The sequence below is a fragment of the Bacillus cereus group sp. MYBK220-1 genome (assembly GCF_051916445.1).
Lineage (GTDB): Bacteria > Bacillota > Bacilli > Bacillales > Bacillaceae_G > Bacillus_A > Bacillus_A cereus.
On the sequence record NZ_JBQAGQ010000002.1, the window covers coordinates 481899 to 499900 of the forward strand.

Here is an 18002-nt window from a genome sequence, read left to right on the forward strand (position 1 = left end):
ATATTTGAACAGATTTACATTGAAATGGGATATAGGGCCGGCTGAAGAGGGAACTTTAGTTAGGGAATTTTTGAAAACGAAAGGTATTTCTAAAGCCGCTTTAACGGATATAAAGTTTCATGGCGGAGCAATTGAAGTAAATGGTCAACATGCGAGTGTTCGTCATCAGTTGCGTGCTGGTGAAGAATTACGTGTCTTTTTTCCAGTGGAGGAAAGAAGTGAAGGGATGATGGCAGAAGATATTCCTTTATGCATTATATATGAAGATGACGCGGTTCTTATCATTAATAAAGAGGCGAATATGTCAACGATTCCGTCTAGAGAACATCCGGCAGGAAGTGTTGCCAATGCGCTGTTATCTCATTATGATAAGCAGCATCTTGCAAGTACAGTGCACATCGTAACACGTTTAGATCGTGATACTTCGGGGCTTATGCTCATTGCAAAAAATCGTTTCGTGCATCATCTTTTATCGAAGCAGCATCAACAAAAAGCTGTGAAACGAACGTATGAAGCAATTGTTCACGGAAAGATTGTAGAACGAGAAGGAATGATTGATGCACCAATTGGTCGAAAATCTGATAGCATTATTGAGCGAACGGTTTGTGAGGATGGACAAAGGGCAGTTACTCATTTTAAAGTAATTGATAGTACATATCATAAGACACATGTAGCGCTTGAGCTTGAGACAGGAAGAACGCATCAAATTCGTGTGCATATGGCTCATGTAGGACATCCATTACTTGGTGATAGCTTATATGGAGGGAGAAGGGATGAAATGAAACGGCAAGCACTTCATAGTAAATCTTTGACGTTTTATCATCCTATTTTAGAGAAAGAGATGTCTTTCACTATAAAGCTTCCAAGCGATATGCAAGAAGTGTTGCGGCATACTTAAAAAGGGAACAAAATTCTTATATTATAAAGAATTTTGTTCCCTTTTTTCTTAGCGGAATAATATTAAAATTTGGTTTTCACCCGTACGCTTTATAACGAAAAATCCACTTTCGGCTTTTGTAGCAATGCCATTGTCATTTGGAAGACAAAATCCATGTGCTTCGCAAGTGCCGTCATCACGTACTAACATTTGTCCAATTAATCCGACAGGAAGCCACTCGGCGCGATCTTTTCTTGCTACATATTTGCGAGTTGGATCCCATTCTGTATTTAAAAGAGGTTGTATTTCTTCGGTTTCCGTCCATACATATTGGCGTTTTCCAAAGTTATCTGTTTTATAACGTTTTTCCCAACTTAAAGCCCCGCTATTTCCTATAAGGGCAGGGGTTGCACTAGATATTCCTAAAATGAACGAGTCGTGTGAAGTAGCTATCCGAATTTTTTCTTCGCTACTAAATGTAACGAAATAACCGACATCAATAGGTTTATGATCTTCGGTTTCAAACATTTGTGCAAAATCCGTTCCACTTGCATTGTAAGACGCACCCTCAATGTACATTTCTCCATTATGGGCAAGCCATTTAGCCCCGATATTATGGTCGGTGTCGCTTACACCATTTGCAATAAACCAAGAATAAGCTTCTTCTGCAGTGCCGAAGCGCCCCATAATATGGCTACCTGCAAAATGAGCTGTTGATGTATGATGACCTTCCGCATGAGAAGAGGATCCGTTAGCGATAGTTGCGGTTCCTTCTGCGTGTGCTGCTTCGCCTAAAGCAATCGTCTGTTTACCCTCTGCATGAGAATAAGCTCCGCCTGCTGTCGTTTCACTTCCCTCACTATGGGAACTATGTCCGGTTGCTTTTGAGTTTGATCCTTCTGCATGAGAGAAAGAACCTTTTGCGTGTGTTAATAAGCCTTCCGCATGTGCTGCCATGCCCTCCGCATGAGAGTGAAGCCCTTCCGCATATGCATATCGGCCGCCCCTTTTAACTTTTGTATTTTCAGGTGTAGGTGTCTCAATTATGAGTGGTTTTTCAGTTTGTATATCATTCGATGAAGCCAATGCCTCTTTTATTTTTTTTACTTTGTTTATAATAGCAGCTGGAATTTCTGGTTCCACTTTTTTATTTATTGCTACAGAAATATTTTCTTCCGTCTTTTCTTCTGTTTGATTAGAATGTATTACCTGTTCATCTTGATTTGAGAGCTGTTTATTTTTTTGTTGCATCTTTATTTTTCTGCGATCGATTATGCGGCTCATCACAGCATTTTCTAAAGAGACATATGTTGGTTTTACTTTGCTTTTTTTTGATGACTCTTGTTCTTCCAGTTCTTCTATCGCTGCAGCCCGAATACTACACCAGTTGTTAATTCCGTACATGGGCAGATATAAAGGGGGAAATTTTCTTTTTTGTTTAGAAGATTTTTTCTTCATTCTGTCACCTCCTGCGACATTATATGTAGTGTAATTAAAAAAAGATGCACTTTATTGCATCTTTTTTTAATTACTTTACCTAGTTTTATATGAGATCTGCCTAAATAATACGGTAATCTTTCGCTAAGTAAGGTAGTTATGAAATTGGACGGAATTTCTCAGCGACAAAAGGTAAAGAAGAAGGAACAGAGATAGTCTCCATTTCAGGATAACGTAATCCGGTTAATTTGCCACCAAATACAGCACCAGTATCAATATTGACTGTCTGATTGACGAATCGAGGTTCTGCTACTGGTGTATGTCCATATACAATCCAAGCTTGCCCCTTGTACTCTTGCGCCCAATCGCGACGGACAGGTGAGCCATCGGCATGCTTCTCTCCTGTAATATCGCCATATAATACAAAGGTTTGTACTTTTTTATCTCGTCTTCCTATGTAATCTTGCCGAATCCCAGCGTGACATACGATTACTCTTTTTTCATCTAGTATGTGGTAGAGCGGTGATTGTTCATAAAGAGTGATAAACTTTTCTTTTATAACGTTTTGCTTATGAGAAGGAAGTGCCTCATATTCAGCAACAGTTGTTTCAAGTCCGTGAGCGACTGTTACATTACGCCCAAGGAAAAATCGATATAGTTTATTACAGTGATTTCCAGGAGCGTAATAAGCTTCTTTTTTATGTATGACAAGTTCCCATACAATTTCAATCATACGTAATGAATGAGGACCACGGTCTGTAATATCGCCAACGAATGCAAGTTTACGTTGGTCAGGGTGAACCGGTAGACCGCTACTCCAGTTATATCCTAGCTTCTCTGTTAAATTTTGAAACTCTTGGAAGCATCCATGAATATCTCCTATAATGTCATATTTCATATTTAAACCTCCATCATATTTTTCATTAGTATATCTAAAAAAGGATAGAGATAAAAATATAGCGTTTTTGTGTTGTTCATTTAAACATAAAGATTTTCGTTCTTGAGCGAACATTTAAAATGAATCCAATCGCAATCATGTATGTAAGCAGTGAACTTCCTCCGTAACTCATAAGAGGTAATGTTATCCCTGTAATGGGAAGTAATCCGATTGTCATCCCGATATTTTGGAATACTTGGAAAGTAAACATTCCGATTGTACCAGCGCAAATGTAACTACCGAAAGGGTCATTACTTTCTAAAGCAATATGAATCATTCGAAAAATGAGTAAGAAAAAAAGAGAAATAATGACACTTGCGCCTAGAAATCCAAATTGTTCAGCGACATTAGTGAAAATAAAATCTGTATGTGGTTCTGGAAAATATACTTGTCCATTTTCCCACCCTTTTCCTTGCATTTCTCCGGATCCAGTCGCTAAGAATGCTTGTCTTAATTGATAGCCTTGTGCATCATATTTGTAAGGTGCTAACCATCCGTAGAAGCGATTTAATTGATATTCTTTTAAAATGTGTGCTTTAAAGAAATCTGTGTGAGTAAAAAAAATATATATTAATGTAGATCCAGCAACGAAAGTACCTGAAACTAATCCAAAAATAAAACGCCATCGGATGCCAGAAACTAGTATCATTGCTGCAAGCATCGCTGAAATGACCATTGTGTTTCCTAAATCTGGTTCTTTTGCAATAAGTAGTAGTGGTGGCAAGCTTGTCGCAAATATTTTTCCAAGTAGTAAAAAATCGTCATGTATCGTTTGGGAAAAATATTTCTCATTATGATTTGCTATAATTCTTCCAATGACGATAATTAAAAACAATTTCATAATTTCAGAAGGCTGAAAATTTCCAATGCCTGGGAGCCTGTACCAAGCGGTAGCGCCTTTAATTGTAACGGCACCTGGTACTTGAAGTTCTAGTCCAATAAGTAGTACCATTGCAAAGCTATACAAATACCAAGCAATTTTTTGATAACGATCGAAGTCGATAATCATAATAACACCAATGGCTATAAATCCAATGAAATACCATTGGATTTGCTTTAGTACAAAATTGACGTTTTGTAAAAATGGCGGTAAAGAGGCTTGCGCACTTGCAATAGCACAACAACTAACAATCCCAATGGCAAATAAAATAAATAGTAATACGTAGTCTATTTGATATTGAGAATTTGGATCTTTCAATGTAGGTATTCCTTTCTACTGCTCTTTATAGTAATGGATTTTATCCCGCATTAATGGGCAGTAAGACCCCCACCTCAAAATTCAGCGAAAGCGAAGAAGTTAGGTGGGGGATCAACTGCCCGTAAAAGCCCGATTGGTGAGAGCTGATTAAAGTTTCACTTTATAGTATGAGAAAGAATGTATGAACTATACGAATGATTCACATATAGTCCATACACTTTTAATTTTGCAGAGTAGTTTAATTGTTTAGCTCTTTAATAATTATATCCAAACAATAGGAGAGACGTACATGTGCGTCAGGAAAAATATCTAGTTGATGAAGATAGTATTTTAAGGAACTTTTACACCATTGGTAAGCACTAAGTAGAGCTGCTCTATAGTCCGTAGTATTTTGTAAAAAGCCATATTCTTTTGCTGTTATAACAAGGTGTGTGAAATCTTCACAACCTTGAAGGAGCTTATTGTGTATTTGTTGTCCAGCATGGTAGCGAAATTGACTTAAAGGCTCAGAAATGTATATTGCATTTCCTTTAGAAAGTAAAGAAATCCATGAGGCCATATCAACACTACAAGAATATTGTCGCTCTTTAAGGGTGCCAAAAGGTTCAGTGAGCAATTCCTTTCGGAACAAAGTAGTTGTAGGCTCACCGATAATGTTGTGTCCGCCCTTTAACATCCAATTACCTAAAAATATCCCGTTTAATGGGGTGTCTTCACTATATAACCTTTGTGTTGGATGGGAATCACCTATTAGATTTCCATGATCATCAATGCGTACTCGATAAGAAGTAACAAGAGCAAGATTTTTATTGGGATCTTGCTCAAAATAGGTCATCATTTTTTGTATTTTATGCTTATAAAACACGTCATCGTCCATTAAAAAATTTATATACTCACCATTTGATTTTTCTATGAGCATAAGGTCATTGTGAAATTGTCCTAGAGTAGGGGTATTTCGAATGTATGTTATATTTTTATAATTTGGTAAGTATTGTTCGCGTATTAAAGTTGCTGTTTCATCATTTGTGCTGTCATCTCCAATGATGATTTCAATATTAGAATAAGTTTGTGCCAATGCACTTTCTAGAGCAATTTTGAAATAATGAGGCCGATTATAAGTAGGAATAAGGATGGAAACGAGAGGTAGATTTTTTTCATTCATCATACATAACTTCCTTTCAGAAGCTTTTTTTTGTAAGAACAATATCTTGGTAACTTGTATATTCATGTCTGCCGCACCATAAACCGTAATGCGGCTTATTGATTATTTCTAGGCCGTACTTATTCAATAGATTGCAAATATCTGTCTCAGGATAAGCAACTGCGAAATTCGGAATATCTTTATTTACAACGTAGCAATTTTCGATTCGATGATAAAAACCTAATGTACTTTGTCCTGCATTTAAATAATAGGACGATTCAGGATTTATAAGAAAGAATGTAATGAAACATCTCCCGTCTTTTTTTAATACACGTACAATTTCAGATACGTAATGTTCTAATTCTTTTGGAAGAAGATGCGTAAATACAGAAGTTAAAAAGATAAAATCGAATGTCCCGTCTTCATAGGGAAAACGATATTGAGAGGCATCTTCTTTTCCTTCTGGATTATAGAATTGATTGTATATGTCAACATGTTCAAAGTGAAAATTATTACGCATAGTTGAAATGTTATTTTGACACCAAGCAATTCCATCTTTAAACAAATCAAATCCATAATACGCTCCATCATCATTTAAGTAATTCAATAATGGTACAGCCATTCGGCCGACGCCGCAGCCTACATCTAATACTTTTTCATTTGGTTTTAAAGCGCCAATTTGAATAAAATACTTTAGGAACTCTTTTCCAACTTTTTTGAAGTCGCCACCTACATATTGGACGAGTTCAGGAGGGGGGAGTAAAGTCATTTCTTTGTTAAATTCGCTCATGAGTATACCCCTTTCTTATGTGAGAATATGCAGTAACTCTATTAATAAAATTTTCAATTTGTAGTGAGAGAACACAGGAAAACAATTGTTATATGTAGGGAGATTCCGAAAAAGAATACTTAATTGGATCAGAAGTAAGAGAAGAATGAGTGAAAATGGAATCTCCTATAGGTTAAATCTTTTTTATTCTTTTCTCCAATAAACGCCAAATACATCAATTTTAGTAATAGGGGCTTTTAAATTTCGTTGGTTTCTAAAGTCTGTCACAGCCTCAGCGCATGGCGGTAGCCCGTAGTCATCGATAATTATATAGCCACCTTTAGAAACTTTATCATATAAGTTCACGAGACCATCCATTGTGGATTCGTACATATCACCATCAAGCCGTGCAATTGCAATTTTTTCGATTGGTGCTGTTGGTAAAGTATCTTTAAACCAGCCTTTTAAAAATTTCACTTGATCATTTAGTAAATCATATTTTTTGAAATTCTCTTGTACTTGTTCTAAAGAGACGCGTAAGTAATCGAATGTGTGTAAATAATCACCGTAATCTTTTGGATATTGTTCTAGATTCGGTGCTGGCAAACCTTCAAATGAATCTGCAACCCACACATTACGATTCGTAATGTTGTTTGCTTGTAAAAAACCATTCATAAAAATGCATGAACCTCCGCGCCATACACCTGTTTCAATAAAATCACCTTCTATATTTTCACGAACAACGGTTTCCATCGCCTCTTGTAATTGGTTCATACGTTCTCGACCAATCATACTATGTGCTGCTCTTGGCCAATCCATTCCATCATGGCGTTCACTTTTTGAAACATTTGGTTTTACAATTTTTAAGTTATGGTTTTCAGCATATTGCTTAATGAATAAAGGGAGGGGGACTGTAACTGGCTCGAATTCTAGTTCTTTCGAAATATGTAGAGATGCGGGTAAGTATGCCTCATATTCTAACCATATTTCAAATAAAATGGTCTTCTTTAGCAATTCGAGATAAAGCTGAACAGCAGATTTACTTTCCATATTTGTGCCTCCTGCAAAATGTCATACAACAATATGATTATGTAGATAGCGAATGTTTCATGATTGAATTTGAAATTGAAAAAGCAGTAAAACTGATATCAGTTTTACTGCTAAGTAAAAAATTAAGCGATTTTTTCAATAATAATAGATGCATTTGTACCAACAGCTAATGATAGCCCAAGCCCTGTAACGATTACTTCAACTAATGATGGAGTTGTCGTAATTTGCGTAATTGCTTGAACAACGATAGGTGCTCCAACTGAGATTAAAGTGGCCCCAGTACCTGGAACAGATACCCCATTTACTTGGATTGTAAGTCCTCCTAATAGACTTACTGCTGCAGTGTATACGATAACGGTAATTTTATAGAATCCAGTTTGACTAATTACAAAAGTATCAGGATCTAATTGAGAAATTGCTGTACCAAACTGAGATCCAACAGTATTAAATGGTACTGGAGCATTAAGTCCAATATCCAAAGAAATCCCAGCGGAGTTAAATGCATACAATCCTGCTGGAAGCCCTAGTCCGGATGGTCCAGTCGGTCCAGTCGGTCCAGTAGCCCCAGTCGGCCCCGTAGGTCCAGTAGCTCCAGTGTCACCAGTCGGCCCCGTAGGTCCAGTAGCCCCAGTGTCACCAGTCGGCCCCGTAGGTCCAGTAGCCCCAGTGTCACCAGTCGGCCCCGTAGGTCCAGTAGCTCCAGTGTCACCAGTCGGCCCCGTAGGTCCAGTAGCCCCAGTGTCACCAGTCGGCCCCGTAGGTCCAGTAGTCCCAGTGCCACCCGTAGGTCCAGTCGGTCCAGTCGGTCCAGTTGGCCCAGTAGGTCCAGTCGGTCCAGTTGGCCCGGTAGGTACAGTCGGCCCCGTAGGTCCAGTCGGTCCAGTAGGCCCGGTCGGCCCAGTCGGAAGGGTAAACGGTGGTATCGGTGGTAATGTTGGTCCTACAAGATTAGGGTCAAATGCACTAGCAGATAAAGATTCATCGGGATTTAATCCATTTGAATAATTATTATTTGACATAAATTCACCTCCATAAAGCGTTCATTATATAGTAGATGCAAAACCGAAAGAAAATGACACGGACATTTGAATTATTGAAAAGAAATCTTAAACTACTTGAACAATTTAAAAAAATGGAAAGTTTAGTATATGTATAACATATGATTGATTTGGAAGAGGGTGATTATGTTGAACAAGCAAGGAATTACAATTAGTTTATGTATGATTGTTCGAGATGAGGAGGAGACAATAGCCCGTTGTTTAGAAACAGTTGAAAAAATTGTGGATGAAATTATAGTAGTTGATACAGGTTCCGTCGATCGAACGAAAGAAATCGTAGAGAAATACACTTCTAACATATATGATTTCCAGTGGATTGATGATTTTGCAGCAGCAAGAAATTTTTCTTTTTCAAAAGCGACGCAAGAGTATATATTGTGGCTAGATGCAGATGACGTCTTATTAGAAGATGCTCAAGAAGCATTGAAACTTTTAAAAAGTGAATTAGATCCTAAAATTGATGCTGTTTCGATGCCTTATCATCTTGCAATGGATTCTAACGGGAAACCTTTATATTGTACAAAAAGAAATCGACTTGTAAGGCGTGAAAAACAATTTCAATGGTTTGGAAAGGTTCATGAGTATTTAGCTATTTCTGGTGAGGTTTTTAGTAGTAATGTTGCTATTACACATAAAAAAGAAAAAAAAGTAACAAATCGTAATTTGAAAATTTTTCAAAATACTGTAGCGGCAGGTGAAGAATTAAGTCCGAGAGATTTATTTTATTACGCAAATGAATCGACGGATAACCAAAAATATGATGATGCAGTTCTTCTATATGAAACATTTCTTAATCAAGACGAAGGATGGTATGAAGAGAAAATTTATGCATGTGGTAAGTTAGGAGATTGCTATGCAAAGCTCGGAATGTGGGAGAAGGCAATCGAATCTTGTGTGAAGTCGTTTCGGTATGACGTCCCTAGAGGAGAGAATTGTACAAGAATAGGATATATATATATGGAACAAGAAAAATATAATGAAGCGATATTTTGGTTTAAACTTGCAACGGAAGTACCAATGGCAACGGAGAGTCCTTTCCATAGTCCAGCTAGCTACACATGGTTACCCTATTTACAAATGTGTATTTGTTATAGCAGGTTAGGGGAGCAGGATAAAGCGTATTATTACAATGAATTAGCAGCTTCTTATGTTCCAAATAATGCTGCAATTGAATATAATCGTAAATATTTTCGGGGGGTTTTTGATAAACCATATAAAGTGTAATAGGTTTCGTTTTTTAGAAATGATGTATCGTTATTCTAACTCTAATAGATTGGTTATATATTAGAGTATCAGTAACGTAACCAATATAAATAAAAGATTTTATACTACTATTTGTGGGCTAATAATCAGTGGGGGATGAACAAAATCTGCACTTTATAGAATTCATATGAGATTTATATTTCTAATTCAATTTGCATAAGGAGTGTGTGAAATGAGTCGCGAAAAAAGTTCTTTATATGAAGAAAAATCCGAGCATTATTATAATGCAGCGAATCCGAATTTATTAAAGCATATAAAAAAGGAATGGAAAGAAGTTCTTGATATTGGTTGCTCGAGCGGTGCATTGGGAGCAGCTATTAAAGAAAACGGTACACGTGTATCAGGAATTGAGGCATTTCCAGATGCGGCAGAAAAAGCGAAGGAAAGACTAGATCATGTTATTTTAGGGGATATAGAAAAAATAGATCTTCCTTATGAGGAGGGGCAATTTGATTGCGTCCTATTTGGGGATGTATTAGAGCATTTATTTGATCCGTGGGCTGTGATTGAAAAGGTTAAGCCATATATAAAGCAAAATGGTGTGATTTTAGCAAGTATACCAAACGTTGCTCATATTTCAGTATTAGCTCCCTTGCTTGCTGGAAATTGGACGTATACAGAATATGGTTTATTAGATAAAACACATATTCGTTTCTTTACATTCAATGAAATGCTAAGAATGTTTTTAAAAGCAGGATATTCAATTAGTAAAGTAGATCGTGTATATGTTGATCATAAAATGTATGAGCCGCTTATTGAGGAGTTATATGGAATTTGTAAAAAATATCGTCTTGGAAGTGGCTTCATGGCTGAGACAGTTGTATTTCAGTATATTATTGAAGCTGAAAAATCACAATTATGAGTGCTGCAGACAAAACAATATTATTTGTTACATGTATAAATGATCGGAAATTGTATGCAAACTGCGTTCGACATATATTGCAATTGTTAGTACCGCCAGGGTATATTGTACAATTTATGCCGATTCGAAATGCGAAAAGTATGACGAGTGGATACAATCAAGCCATTTCGCATCCAGCGAAGTATAAAGTGTATTTACATCAAGATGTTTTTATTATAAATAGGGCTTTTTTATACGGATTACTTCAATTATTTGAGGAACATGAACACCTTGGTATGATTGGGATGGTTGGAGCGCAATATGTTCCTCCGACTGGTGTATGGAACGAAGGGCGTGGAATTGTAGGAAAGGTCATTGGTTATATGAATGATTTGTTTTATATGGCAAGTTTAGAACAACCGTATCATGAATCAAAAACATTTATTCCTGTAGAATGTATTGATGGTTTATTAATGGCCACACAATATGATGTTCCGTGGCGAGAAGACTTATTTGACGGATTTGATTTTTATGATGTATCTCAATCATTTGAATTTAGAAAAGCAGGATATACAGTTGGTGTACCTGTACAGCGCGATGCTTGGTGTATCCATTATCATTTTGATGTGAATATGACGAACTATGAAAAGTATCGGAAAATATTTGTGGAACAATATATGTCAGATGTAAATAAGGAAGAATAAAAGGGGGGACAAAAATGAAAGATCATACAATATTAGTCGTTGTTTGTGTAAATAATGAGGAGCTTTTCAAACAATGTGAGAGCCAAATAAGAAACATTTTTGTTCCCCCAGGTTATGTCGTGCAAATTTTTCCGATACGAGATGCACAAAGTATGGCAAGTGCATACAACCGAGCCCTTTCATATCCAGCGAAATACAAAGTGTATATACATCAAGATACATATCTTATTAATCGAGACATGTTTTCTACACTTATATCTCTTTTTAAAGAAAATGAAAAGCTTGGTTTAATAGGAGTCGCTGGGGCTCAGTTTTTACCGAATAACGGGATATGGTGGGAAGGGAAAAATTTAGTAGGGAAAGTGATTGAGTATAGAAGATGGAATTATCAATTATTAAATTTAGATCAGGTTTTTTATGGTAATCAACCATTTTTGTCAGTTCAGGCAATTGATGGCTTATTCATGGCAACGCAGTATGATATTCCGTGGCGAGAAGATTTGTTTCAAGGGTTTCACTTTTATGATGTGTCACAGTCTTTAGAGTTTCAAAGGGCTGGTTATTTAATCGGTATCCCAAATCAAGCAAATTTATGGTGTATTCATTACAACGGGGATGAGTTTGATGCGGATACATATGAGAAGTACCGGAAAGTGTTTGTAGAACATTACAAAGATATATTATCTCCATCATAAAGGAGAGATGCAAAGTGAAAGGAATTATTTTAGCAGGTGGTACTGGATCGAGATTATATCCAATAACGAAAGTAACGAATAAACATTTACTTCCTGTTGGTCGGTATCCGATGATTTATCATGCGGTATATAAGCTAAAACAATGCGATATTACAGATATTATGATTATTACGGGTAAAGAGCATATGGGGGATGTTGTTAGCTTTTTAGGGAGTGGTCATGAATTTGGAGTGTCCTTTACGTATCGTGTGCAAGATAAAGCGGGCGGGATCGCACAGGCGTTAGGGCTTTGTGAAGATTTCGTCGGGAATGATCGTATGGTAGTTATATTAGGGGATAATATTTTTTCAGATGATATTCTTCCGTATGTTGAAGAGTTTGCAAATCAAAAAGAAGGTGCGAAAGTGCTATTGCAATCTGTAGAAGATCCCGAAAGATTTGGCGTAGCACATATTCAAAACCGAAAAATAGTTGAAATTGAAGAAAAGCCGAAAGAGCCGAAAAGTTCTTATGCGGTTACGGGAATTTATTTGTATGATTCGAAAGTCTTTTCTTATATTAAAGAATTAAAACCTTCTGCACGGGGAGAACTTGAAATTACAGATATAAATAATTGGTATTTAAAACGAGGGGTACTTACTTATAATGAAATGAACGGCTGGTGGACTGATGCGGGAACTCATGCTTCGCTTCAAAAGGCGAATACGTTAGCGCGTGATATTAATTTTGGGAAACAGTTTAACGGAGAATAGGTGAGAATATGAAAGTTGTAGAAACAAATTTTACCGATGCAAAATTGTTAGAACCGAGGTTGTTTGGAGACGAGCGTGGCTTTTTTTCAGAGAGTTATAATAAGCAGGTGCTAGAAACATTAGGGATAACGTATTCATTTGTACAGGATAACGTATCTTATTCGGCTAAGGCAGGAACGATTCGGGGACTACACTTTCAAAAAAAACCGAAAGCACAAACGAAACTCATTCAAGTTATGCAAGGGGCAATTTATGATGTTATCGTTGATTTACGAAAAAAATCACCAACATTTAAACAATGGAAAGGATATATTTTAAGTGGAGATAACCATCGGCAATTACTAGTGCCAAAAGGGTTTGCGCATGGATTTTGCACGCTTGTTCCGCATACTATCGTTATGTATAAAGTAGATGAATATTATAGCGCAGAGCATGACTCAGGATTACTTTGGGAAGATAAAGATTTAGCAATTCCTTGGCCAGTAACCGATCCTATATTGTCCGATAAGGATCAGATATTACCATTATTAGAGGAATATGAAGATAGTTTTTAAGTAGGAGCGTTGTTTATGAATATATTAGTAACAGGTGGGGCTGGATTTATTGGAAGTAATTTCGTTCATTACATGCTACAAAGTTATGAAACGTATAAAATTATTAATTACGATGCATTAACATATAGCGGGAATTTAAATAACGTAAAATCTCTTCTGGATCACCCGAATTACTTTTTTGTAAAGGGAGAAATTCAAAATGGAGAGCTATTAGAACACGTTATAAAAGAGCGGGATGTACAAGTGATTGTAAATTTTGCAGCTGAATCACATGTGGACCGTAGTATTGAAAATCCGATTCCTTTTTATGATACAAATGTAATTGGGACGGTCACTTTATTAGAACTAGTTAAAAAATATTCACATATAAAACTTGTGCAAGTATCAACGGATGAAGTGTATGGCTCTTTAGGAAAAACAGGGAAGTTCACAGAGAAAACGCCGTTAGCTCCAAATAGTCCATATTCTTCAAGTAAGGCGAGCGCGGACATGATAGCTCTATCTTACTATAAAACATATCAATTACCGGTTATAGTAACGCGTTGTTCTAACAATTATGGACCGTACCAGTATCCTGAAAAATTAATTCCATTAATGGTTACGAATGCACTAGAAGGAAAAAAACTACCGTTATATGGTGATGGTTTAAATGTAAGAGATTGGTTACATGTAACGGATCATTGCAGTGCGATTGACGTTGTTTTGCATAAGGGACGTGTCGGAGAAGTATATAATATAGGTGGAAATAATGAAAAAACAAATGTAGAAGTTGTGGAACAAATTATTACTCTTTTAGGAAAAACAAAAAAAGACATTGAATATGTTACAGATCGTTTAGGGCACGATCGTCGTTATGCGATTGATGCAGAGAAAATGAAGAATGAATTTGATTGGGAACCGAAATATACGTTTGAACAAGGATTACAAGAGACGGTGAAATGGTATGAAAAGAATAAGGAATGGTGGAAACCACTAAAAGATTAGTAAGGGGCATGTTAAATGAAAGAGAGGGTTATCATAACAGGAGCAAACGGTCAATTAGGAAAGCAACTATTTGAAGAGTTAGACTCTGAAGAATATGATATATATCCATTTGATAAAAAGTTATTAGATGTGACAAATATATCCCGAATACAACAAGTGGTACAAGAAATAAAACCACATATAATTATTCATTGTGCTGCCTATACGAAAGTAGATCATGCGGAGAAAGAACAGGATCTTGCATATAGAATAAATGCAATCGGAGCTCGAAATGTAGCGGTTGCTTCACAATTAGTAGGGGCGAAGCTAGTTTATATTAGTACTGATTATGTATTTCAAGGCGCCAGACCAGATGGATACGACGAATTTCATAGTCCAGCGCCGATAAATATATATGGGGCCTCTAAGTATGCGGGGGAGCAGTTCGTCAAAGAGTTACATAATAAATATTTTATCGTTCGCACATCGTGGCTATATGGTAAATATGGGAATAATTTCGTGAAAACGATGATGCGATTAGGAAAAGAAAGAGATGAAATATCTGTTGTAGCGGATCAAGTTGGCTCTCCTACGTATGTGGCGGATTTGAATATGGTTATTAATAAGCTCATTCATACTTCTTTATACGGTACATACCACGTATCAAACAGAGGCTCATGCTCTTGGTTTGAATTTGCACAAAAGATATTTTCGTACGCCAATATGAAAGTGAATGTATTACCTGTTTCAACGGAAGAATTCGGGGCTGCGGCTGCGAGGCCCAAATATTCTATTTTTCAACATAACATGCTAAGATTAAATGGTTTTTCACAAATGCCGTCTTGGGAAGAAGGATTAGAGCGGTTTTTTATAGAAACCAAAAGTCATTAACAAATTTCTGTTAATGACTTTTTTGTTTGCCTTTAAGCGGTTTTATGGTACTATAATTATAGTATCAGGTACTAATAACAAGTATAAGTATTTCTGGGAGGATATATCATGGAACTATTACAAGGGAAAACATTTGTTGTTATGGGCGTTGCGAACCAAAGAAGTATTGCATGGGGAATAGCTCGCTCTTTGCATAATGCAGGTGCAAAATTAATATTCACATATGCAGGAGAACGTTTAGAAAGAAACGTTCGTGAATTAGCGGACACATTAGAAGGACAAGAATCACTTGTATTACCTTGTGATGTAACGAATGATGAGGAACTTACAGCTTGCTTTGAAACAATTAAACAAGAAGTAGGTACTATTCACGGTGTAGCACATTGTATTGCTTTTGCAAATCGCGATGACTTAAAAGGTGAATTTGTAGATACTTCTCGCGATGGATTTTTACTTGCACAAAATATTAGTGCATTCTCTTTAACAGCTGTAGCAAGAGAAGCAAAAAAAGTAATGACAGAAGGCGGAAATATTTTAACGTTAACATACCTTGGCGGCGAGCGCGTTGTGAAAAATTATAACGTTATGGGTGTTGCGAAAGCTTCATTAGAAGCGAGCGTGAAATATTTAGCGAACGATTTAGGTCAACACGGTATTCGTGTTAACGCTATTTCTGCAGGACCAATTCGTACGTTATCTGCAAAAGGTGTAGGCGATTTCAACTCAATCTTAAGAGAAATTGAGGAGCGCGCACCACTTCGTCGTACAACAACGCAAGAAGAAGTTGGCGATACAGCAGTATTCCTATTCAGTGATTTAGCACGCGGTGTAACAGGAGAAAACATTCATGTTGATTCAGGGTATCATATCCTAGGATAAATATAATATTAATTTTTAAAGGACAATCTCTAAATGCTGAGATTGTCCTTTTTATTTGTTCTGAGAAAGAACGATTTTTAACGAAAGTTCTTACCACGTGATGAATATAACTATAATAGTACACGATTTATTTAGCTACGTATGGAAGTGGGAGGGACGAGTGTGAAGAATAAAAATAAAAGTTCAACAGTTGGAAAACCGTTGTTATATATCACGCAAGTAAGTTTAGAACTTGCTGCACCGAAAATAAAAAGGATTATTCTGACAAACTTTGAAAATGAAGATCAAAAAGAGAAAAGTAATAGACAAGAAAATATTGTAAGTAGTGCTGTGGAAGAGGTAATAGAACAAGAACAACAAGAAGAGCAGCAAGTGGAAGAAAAAATAGAAGAAAAAGAAGAACACGCAGAGCAAGAAGAGCAAGAACCAGAACCAGTAAGAACTGTCCCGTATAATAAATCATTTAAGGATATGAATAATGATGAAAAAATTCATTTTTTACTAAACCGCCCTCATTACATTCCGAAAGTAAGGTGCAGAATAAAAACAGCTACAGTCTCATATGTTGGATCAATCATATCGTATCGAAATGGCATTGTATCTATTATGCCGCAAAATAGTATGAGAGATATTAGGCTGTCTATAGATGATATCCAATCGATTAGTATGGCCGGTTTTTAAATATGTAAAGGTGGTAGAAAGCTTCTACCACCCCAATAGTTTTTTAGTTTACTTTACGATAGAAACGTCGCGTAAGCATTGAATCGCACAGAAACAGCTTAAATCAACAGTAATGCAAGTAGTTGTAGATATTAATCTTGCATTTGGTACAGCTAAAAACGTACAAATTGGATCGTCACCAGGTGGTACCGGAGAACTGTCACCTAAAACTACAGTTAATACACGTAGTACAGCACAGCTATCGTCATCTACACTTTCCACACGGAAAATTGGAGAACGGCAGCTAGTAAGGCTTGATGATGGTGCAAATGCTTCAAAAGGTTCTCCAGTTTTTGTGTATAAAATAAAAGGGCGTGTATTAGCTACTGATGCAGTATTGTGTGCACCTAAGAATGGGATTTCACAACCAGATCCACATGTTGTTGTAGAACAATCTTGTAATTCATTGATGAATTTTACAACGTCAACTACACAATGAGAAGAGCCATGGTGTTTATTTTCGTTACAACTCATTAATGTCACTCCTTATCTTCTTGTTTGTATTTACATTAATAAGATATTGGAGTCGAGGAGATTTGGTCACAATCTCAAGACCTTTTTTTTTAAATAGGCGAAAGAGGATAAGGGAAGGTGGAATCATGCTGTTTACAAGCTGGCTTTTATTTTTTATTTTTGCGTTAGCTGCTTTTAGGCTCACTCGTTTAATTGTTTATGATAAAATTACAGCCTTTTTGCGAAGACCATTTATTGATGAATTAGAGATTACGGAGCCGGATGGAAGTGTATCAACGTTTACAAAAGTGAAAGGTAAAGGATTAAGAAAGTGGATTGGCGAATTGTTAAGCTGTTATTGGTGTACAGGTGTATGGGTTAGTGCTTTTTTATTAGTCTTATATAATTGGATTCCTATCGTTGCAGAACCGTTACTTGCATTATTAGCCATTGCAGGAGCAGCAGCAATCATTGAAACGATTACAGGATATTTTATGGGAGAATAATATATTTTCATAATAAGAGAAAAAGCGGAGTTTAAAAGAATGAGGGAACGGAAATAAAGAGTTGTTCATATAGTAAATAGACAGAATTGACAGTAGAGGAGATGTTTGCTGTGAGCAATAATCCAAGGCAAAATTCATATGACCTGCAGCAGTGGTATCATATACAGCAACAACACCAAGCACAACAACAGGCATATCAAGAACAATTACAACAACAAGGATTTGTGAAGAAAAAGGGATGCAATTGTGGGAAAAAGAAGAACACAATAAAACAATATGAAGAATGAAACACTCATGCTACTGTGAGTGTTTTT

At 36.5% G+C, this 18002-nt stretch carries 21 protein-coding genes; 13 read left to right on the top strand and 8 right to left on the bottom strand.

From position 1 onward, the window contains the following. The first annotated feature begins 4 nt into the window (after positions 1-4). Complete coding sequence (locus tag ACTFRU_RS09345) at positions 5-898, top strand: RluA family pseudouridine synthase (protein WP_001079137.1); 894 nt, start codon at positions 5-7, stop codon at positions 896-898. 48 nt (positions 899-946) lie between these two features. On the opposite strand, the gene ACTFRU_RS09350 is transcribed toward ACTFRU_RS09345, so the two are convergent. The 7 genes from ACTFRU_RS09350 to ACTFRU_RS09380 all read right to left on the bottom strand — a co-directional run bounded on the left by ACTFRU_RS09350 (position 947) and on the right by ACTFRU_RS09380 (position 8428). Continuing rightward, positions 947-2335 (bottom strand): peptidase G2 autoproteolytic cleavage domain-containing protein, encoded by a 1389-nt coding sequence (locus ACTFRU_RS09350; RefSeq protein ID WP_000730518.1) that lies wholly within the window; start codon positions 2333-2335, stop codon positions 947-949. A 136-nt stretch (positions 2336-2471) separates the two neighbouring features. Further along, positions 2472-3212 carry a bis(5'-nucleosyl)-tetraphosphatase PrpE gene (prpE, locus tag ACTFRU_RS09355; protein WP_000872700.1) on the bottom strand — a complete coding sequence of 247 codons (741 nt, stop codon included), beginning with the start codon at positions 3210-3212 and terminating at the stop codon, positions 2472-2474. A gap of 76 nt (positions 3213-3288) precedes the next feature. Further along, the gene (locus tag ACTFRU_RS09360) at positions 3289-4449 is read right to left on the bottom strand and encodes an FtsW/RodA/SpoVE family cell cycle protein (RefSeq protein WP_000654702.1); all 1161 of its coding nucleotides are present in this window, start codon (positions 4447-4449) and stop codon (positions 3289-3291) included. A gap of 238 nt (positions 4450-4687) precedes the next feature. Continuing rightward, on the bottom strand, positions 4688-5614 hold the full coding sequence (locus ACTFRU_RS09365) for a glycosyltransferase family 2 protein (RefSeq protein WP_006929079.1): 927 nt from the start codon (positions 5612-5614) through the stop codon (positions 4688-4690). 13 nt (positions 5615-5627) lie between these two features. Continuing rightward, on the bottom strand, positions 5628-6380 hold the full coding sequence (locus ACTFRU_RS09370; RefSeq protein WP_006929080.1) for a class I SAM-dependent methyltransferase: 753 nt from the start codon (positions 6378-6380) through the stop codon (positions 5628-5630). A 183-nt stretch (positions 6381-6563) separates the two neighbouring features. Continuing rightward, positions 6564-7409 carry a TylF/MycF family methyltransferase gene (locus ACTFRU_RS09375; protein ID WP_000444386.1) on the bottom strand — a complete coding sequence of 282 codons (846 nt, stop codon included), beginning with the start codon at positions 7407-7409 and terminating at the stop codon, positions 6564-6566. A gap of 122 nt (positions 7410-7531) precedes the next feature. Further along, positions 7532-8428, bottom strand: a complete 897-nt coding sequence (locus ACTFRU_RS09380; RefSeq protein ID WP_157418867.1) for a BclA C-terminal domain-containing protein — start codon at positions 8426-8428, stop codon at positions 7532-7534. A 165-nt stretch (positions 8429-8593) separates the two neighbouring features. On the opposite strand from ACTFRU_RS09380, the gene ACTFRU_RS09385 reads away from it, so the two are divergent. The 10 genes from ACTFRU_RS09385 (at position 8594) to ACTFRU_RS09430 (ending at position 16690) form a co-directional block, all read left to right on the top strand. Beyond that, the gene (locus ACTFRU_RS09385) at positions 8594-9691 is read left to right on the top strand and encodes a glycosyltransferase (RefSeq protein WP_102956169.1); all 1098 of its coding nucleotides are present in this window, start codon (positions 8594-8596) and stop codon (positions 9689-9691) included. Positions 9692-9902: 211 nt separating this feature from the next. Continuing rightward, positions 9903-10592, top strand: a complete 690-nt coding sequence (locus ACTFRU_RS09390; protein WP_000085803.1) for a class I SAM-dependent methyltransferase — start codon at positions 9903-9905, stop codon at positions 10590-10592. Next, positions 10589-11275, top strand: a complete 687-nt coding sequence (locus ACTFRU_RS09395) for a glycosyltransferase family protein (protein ID WP_001271185.1) — start codon at positions 10589-10591, stop codon at positions 11273-11275. The genes ACTFRU_RS09390 and ACTFRU_RS09395 overlap by 4 nt, the downstream gene beginning before the upstream one ends. Positions 11276-11289: 14 nt before the next feature. Further along, positions 11290-11970 carry a glycosyltransferase family protein gene (locus ACTFRU_RS09400; RefSeq protein ID WP_000651528.1) on the top strand — a complete coding sequence of 227 codons (681 nt, stop codon included), beginning with the start codon at positions 11290-11292 and terminating at the stop codon, positions 11968-11970. A gap of 14 nt (positions 11971-11984) precedes the next feature. After that, positions 11985-12722 (top strand): sugar phosphate nucleotidyltransferase, encoded by a 738-nt coding sequence (locus ACTFRU_RS09405; RefSeq protein WP_000676157.1) that lies wholly within the window; start codon positions 11985-11987, stop codon positions 12720-12722. Between the two features lie 8 nt (positions 12723-12730). After that, positions 12731-13276, top strand: coding sequence for a dTDP-4-dehydrorhamnose 3,5-epimerase (gene rfbC, locus ACTFRU_RS09410; RefSeq protein ID WP_000869418.1), 546 nt, complete (start codon positions 12731-12733; stop codon positions 13274-13276). A 15-nt stretch (positions 13277-13291) separates the two neighbouring features. Then, positions 13292-14260, top strand: a complete 969-nt coding sequence (rfbB, locus tag ACTFRU_RS09415; RefSeq protein ID WP_086385479.1) for a dTDP-glucose 4,6-dehydratase — start codon at positions 13292-13294, stop codon at positions 14258-14260. Positions 14261-14275: 15 nt separating this feature from the next. Beyond that, the gene (rfbD, locus tag ACTFRU_RS09420; protein ID WP_000664653.1) at positions 14276-15130 is read left to right on the top strand and encodes a dTDP-4-dehydrorhamnose reductase; all 855 of its coding nucleotides are present in this window, start codon (positions 14276-14278) and stop codon (positions 15128-15130) included. Between the two features lie 108 nt (positions 15131-15238). Continuing rightward, a complete protein-coding gene (gene fabI, locus ACTFRU_RS09425; RefSeq protein ID WP_000421886.1) occupies positions 15239-16009 on the top strand; it encodes an enoyl-ACP reductase FabI in 771 nt (256 codons plus the stop codon). Positions 16010-16150: 141 nt separating this feature from the next. Further along, on the top strand, positions 16151-16690 hold the full coding sequence (locus tag ACTFRU_RS09430; protein ID WP_080348333.1) for a CotO family spore coat protein: 540 nt from the start codon (positions 16151-16153) through the stop codon (positions 16688-16690). A 48-nt stretch (positions 16691-16738) separates the two neighbouring features. Here the strand turns inward: ACTFRU_RS09430 and exsY are convergent, their stop codons facing one another. Next, entirely contained in the window at positions 16739-17203 is a 465-nt protein-coding gene (gene exsY, locus ACTFRU_RS09435; protein ID WP_001277744.1) for an exosporium assembly protein ExsY, read from the bottom strand. Positions 17204-17328: 125 nt separating this feature from the next. Here exsY and ACTFRU_RS09440 point away from each other — a divergent pair, with 125 nt between their 5' ends. Beyond that, entirely contained in the window at positions 17329-17688 is a 360-nt protein-coding gene (locus ACTFRU_RS09440; RefSeq protein ID WP_000899662.1) for a DUF1360 domain-containing protein, read from the top strand. A gap of 101 nt (positions 17689-17789) precedes the next feature. After that, on the top strand, positions 17790-17975 hold the full coding sequence (locus ACTFRU_RS09445) for a hypothetical protein (protein ID WP_029948404.1): 186 nt from the start codon (positions 17790-17792) through the stop codon (positions 17973-17975). The last annotated feature ends 27 nt before the right edge of the window (positions 17976-18002 follow it).

What these genes read in the sequence shown, in the direction of transcription:
- rfbC (WP_000869418.1), top strand. Translation starts at nt 12,731, where the DNA reads ATGAAAGTTGTAGAAACAAATTTTACCGATGCAAAATTGTTAGAACCG.
- ACTFRU_RS09370 (WP_006929080.1), bottom strand. Translation starts at nt 6,380, where the DNA reads ATGAGCGAATTTAACAAAGAAATGACTTTACTCCCCCCTCCTGAACTC.
- ACTFRU_RS09445 (WP_029948404.1), top strand. Translation starts at nt 17,790, where the DNA reads ATGTTTGCTGTGAGCAATAATCCAAGGCAAAATTCATATGACCTGCAG.
- ACTFRU_RS09400 (WP_000651528.1), top strand. Translation starts at nt 11,290, where the DNA reads ATGAAAGATCATACAATATTAGTCGTTGTTTGTGTAAATAATGAGGAG.
- ACTFRU_RS09390 (WP_000085803.1), top strand. Translation starts at nt 9,903, where the DNA reads ATGAGTCGCGAAAAAAGTTCTTTATATGAAGAAAAATCCGAGCATTAT.
- ACTFRU_RS09365 (WP_006929079.1), bottom strand. Translation starts at nt 5,614, where the DNA reads ATGATGAATGAAAAAAATCTACCTCTCGTTTCCATCCTTATTCCTACT.
- rfbB (WP_086385479.1), top strand. Translation starts at nt 13,292, where the DNA reads ATGAATATATTAGTAACAGGTGGGGCTGGATTTATTGGAAGTAATTTC.
- ACTFRU_RS09430 (WP_080348333.1), top strand. Translation starts at nt 16,151, where the DNA reads ATGGAAGTGGGAGGGACGAGTGTGAAGAATAAAAATAAAAGTTCAACA.
- ACTFRU_RS09380 (WP_157418867.1), bottom strand. Translation starts at nt 8,428, where the DNA reads ATGTCAAATAATAATTATTCAAATGGATTAAATCCCGATGAATCTTTA.
- ACTFRU_RS09375 (WP_000444386.1), bottom strand. Translation starts at nt 7,409, where the DNA reads ATGGAAAGTAAATCTGCTGTTCAGCTTTATCTCGAATTGCTAAAGAAG.
- prpE (WP_000872700.1), bottom strand. Translation starts at nt 3,212, where the DNA reads ATGAAATATGACATTATAGGAGATATTCATGGATGCTTCCAAGAGTTT.
- ACTFRU_RS09440 (WP_000899662.1), top strand. Translation starts at nt 17,329, where the DNA reads ATGCTGTTTACAAGCTGGCTTTTATTTTTTATTTTTGCGTTAGCTGCT.
- ACTFRU_RS09350 (WP_000730518.1), bottom strand. Translation starts at nt 2,335, where the DNA reads ATGAAGAAAAAATCTTCTAAACAAAAAAGAAAATTTCCCCCTTTATAT.
- ACTFRU_RS09385 (WP_102956169.1), top strand. Translation starts at nt 8,594, where the DNA reads ATGTTGAACAAGCAAGGAATTACAATTAGTTTATGTATGATTGTTCGA.
- ACTFRU_RS09395 (WP_001271185.1), top strand. Translation starts at nt 10,589, where the DNA reads ATGAGTGCTGCAGACAAAACAATATTATTTGTTACATGTATAAATGAT.
- fabI (WP_000421886.1), top strand. Translation starts at nt 15,239, where the DNA reads ATGGAACTATTACAAGGGAAAACATTTGTTGTTATGGGCGTTGCGAAC.
- rfbD (WP_000664653.1), top strand. Translation starts at nt 14,276, where the DNA reads ATGAAAGAGAGGGTTATCATAACAGGAGCAAACGGTCAATTAGGAAAG.
- exsY (WP_001277744.1), bottom strand. Translation starts at nt 17,203, where the DNA reads ATGAGTTGTAACGAAAATAAACACCATGGCTCTTCTCATTGTGTAGTT.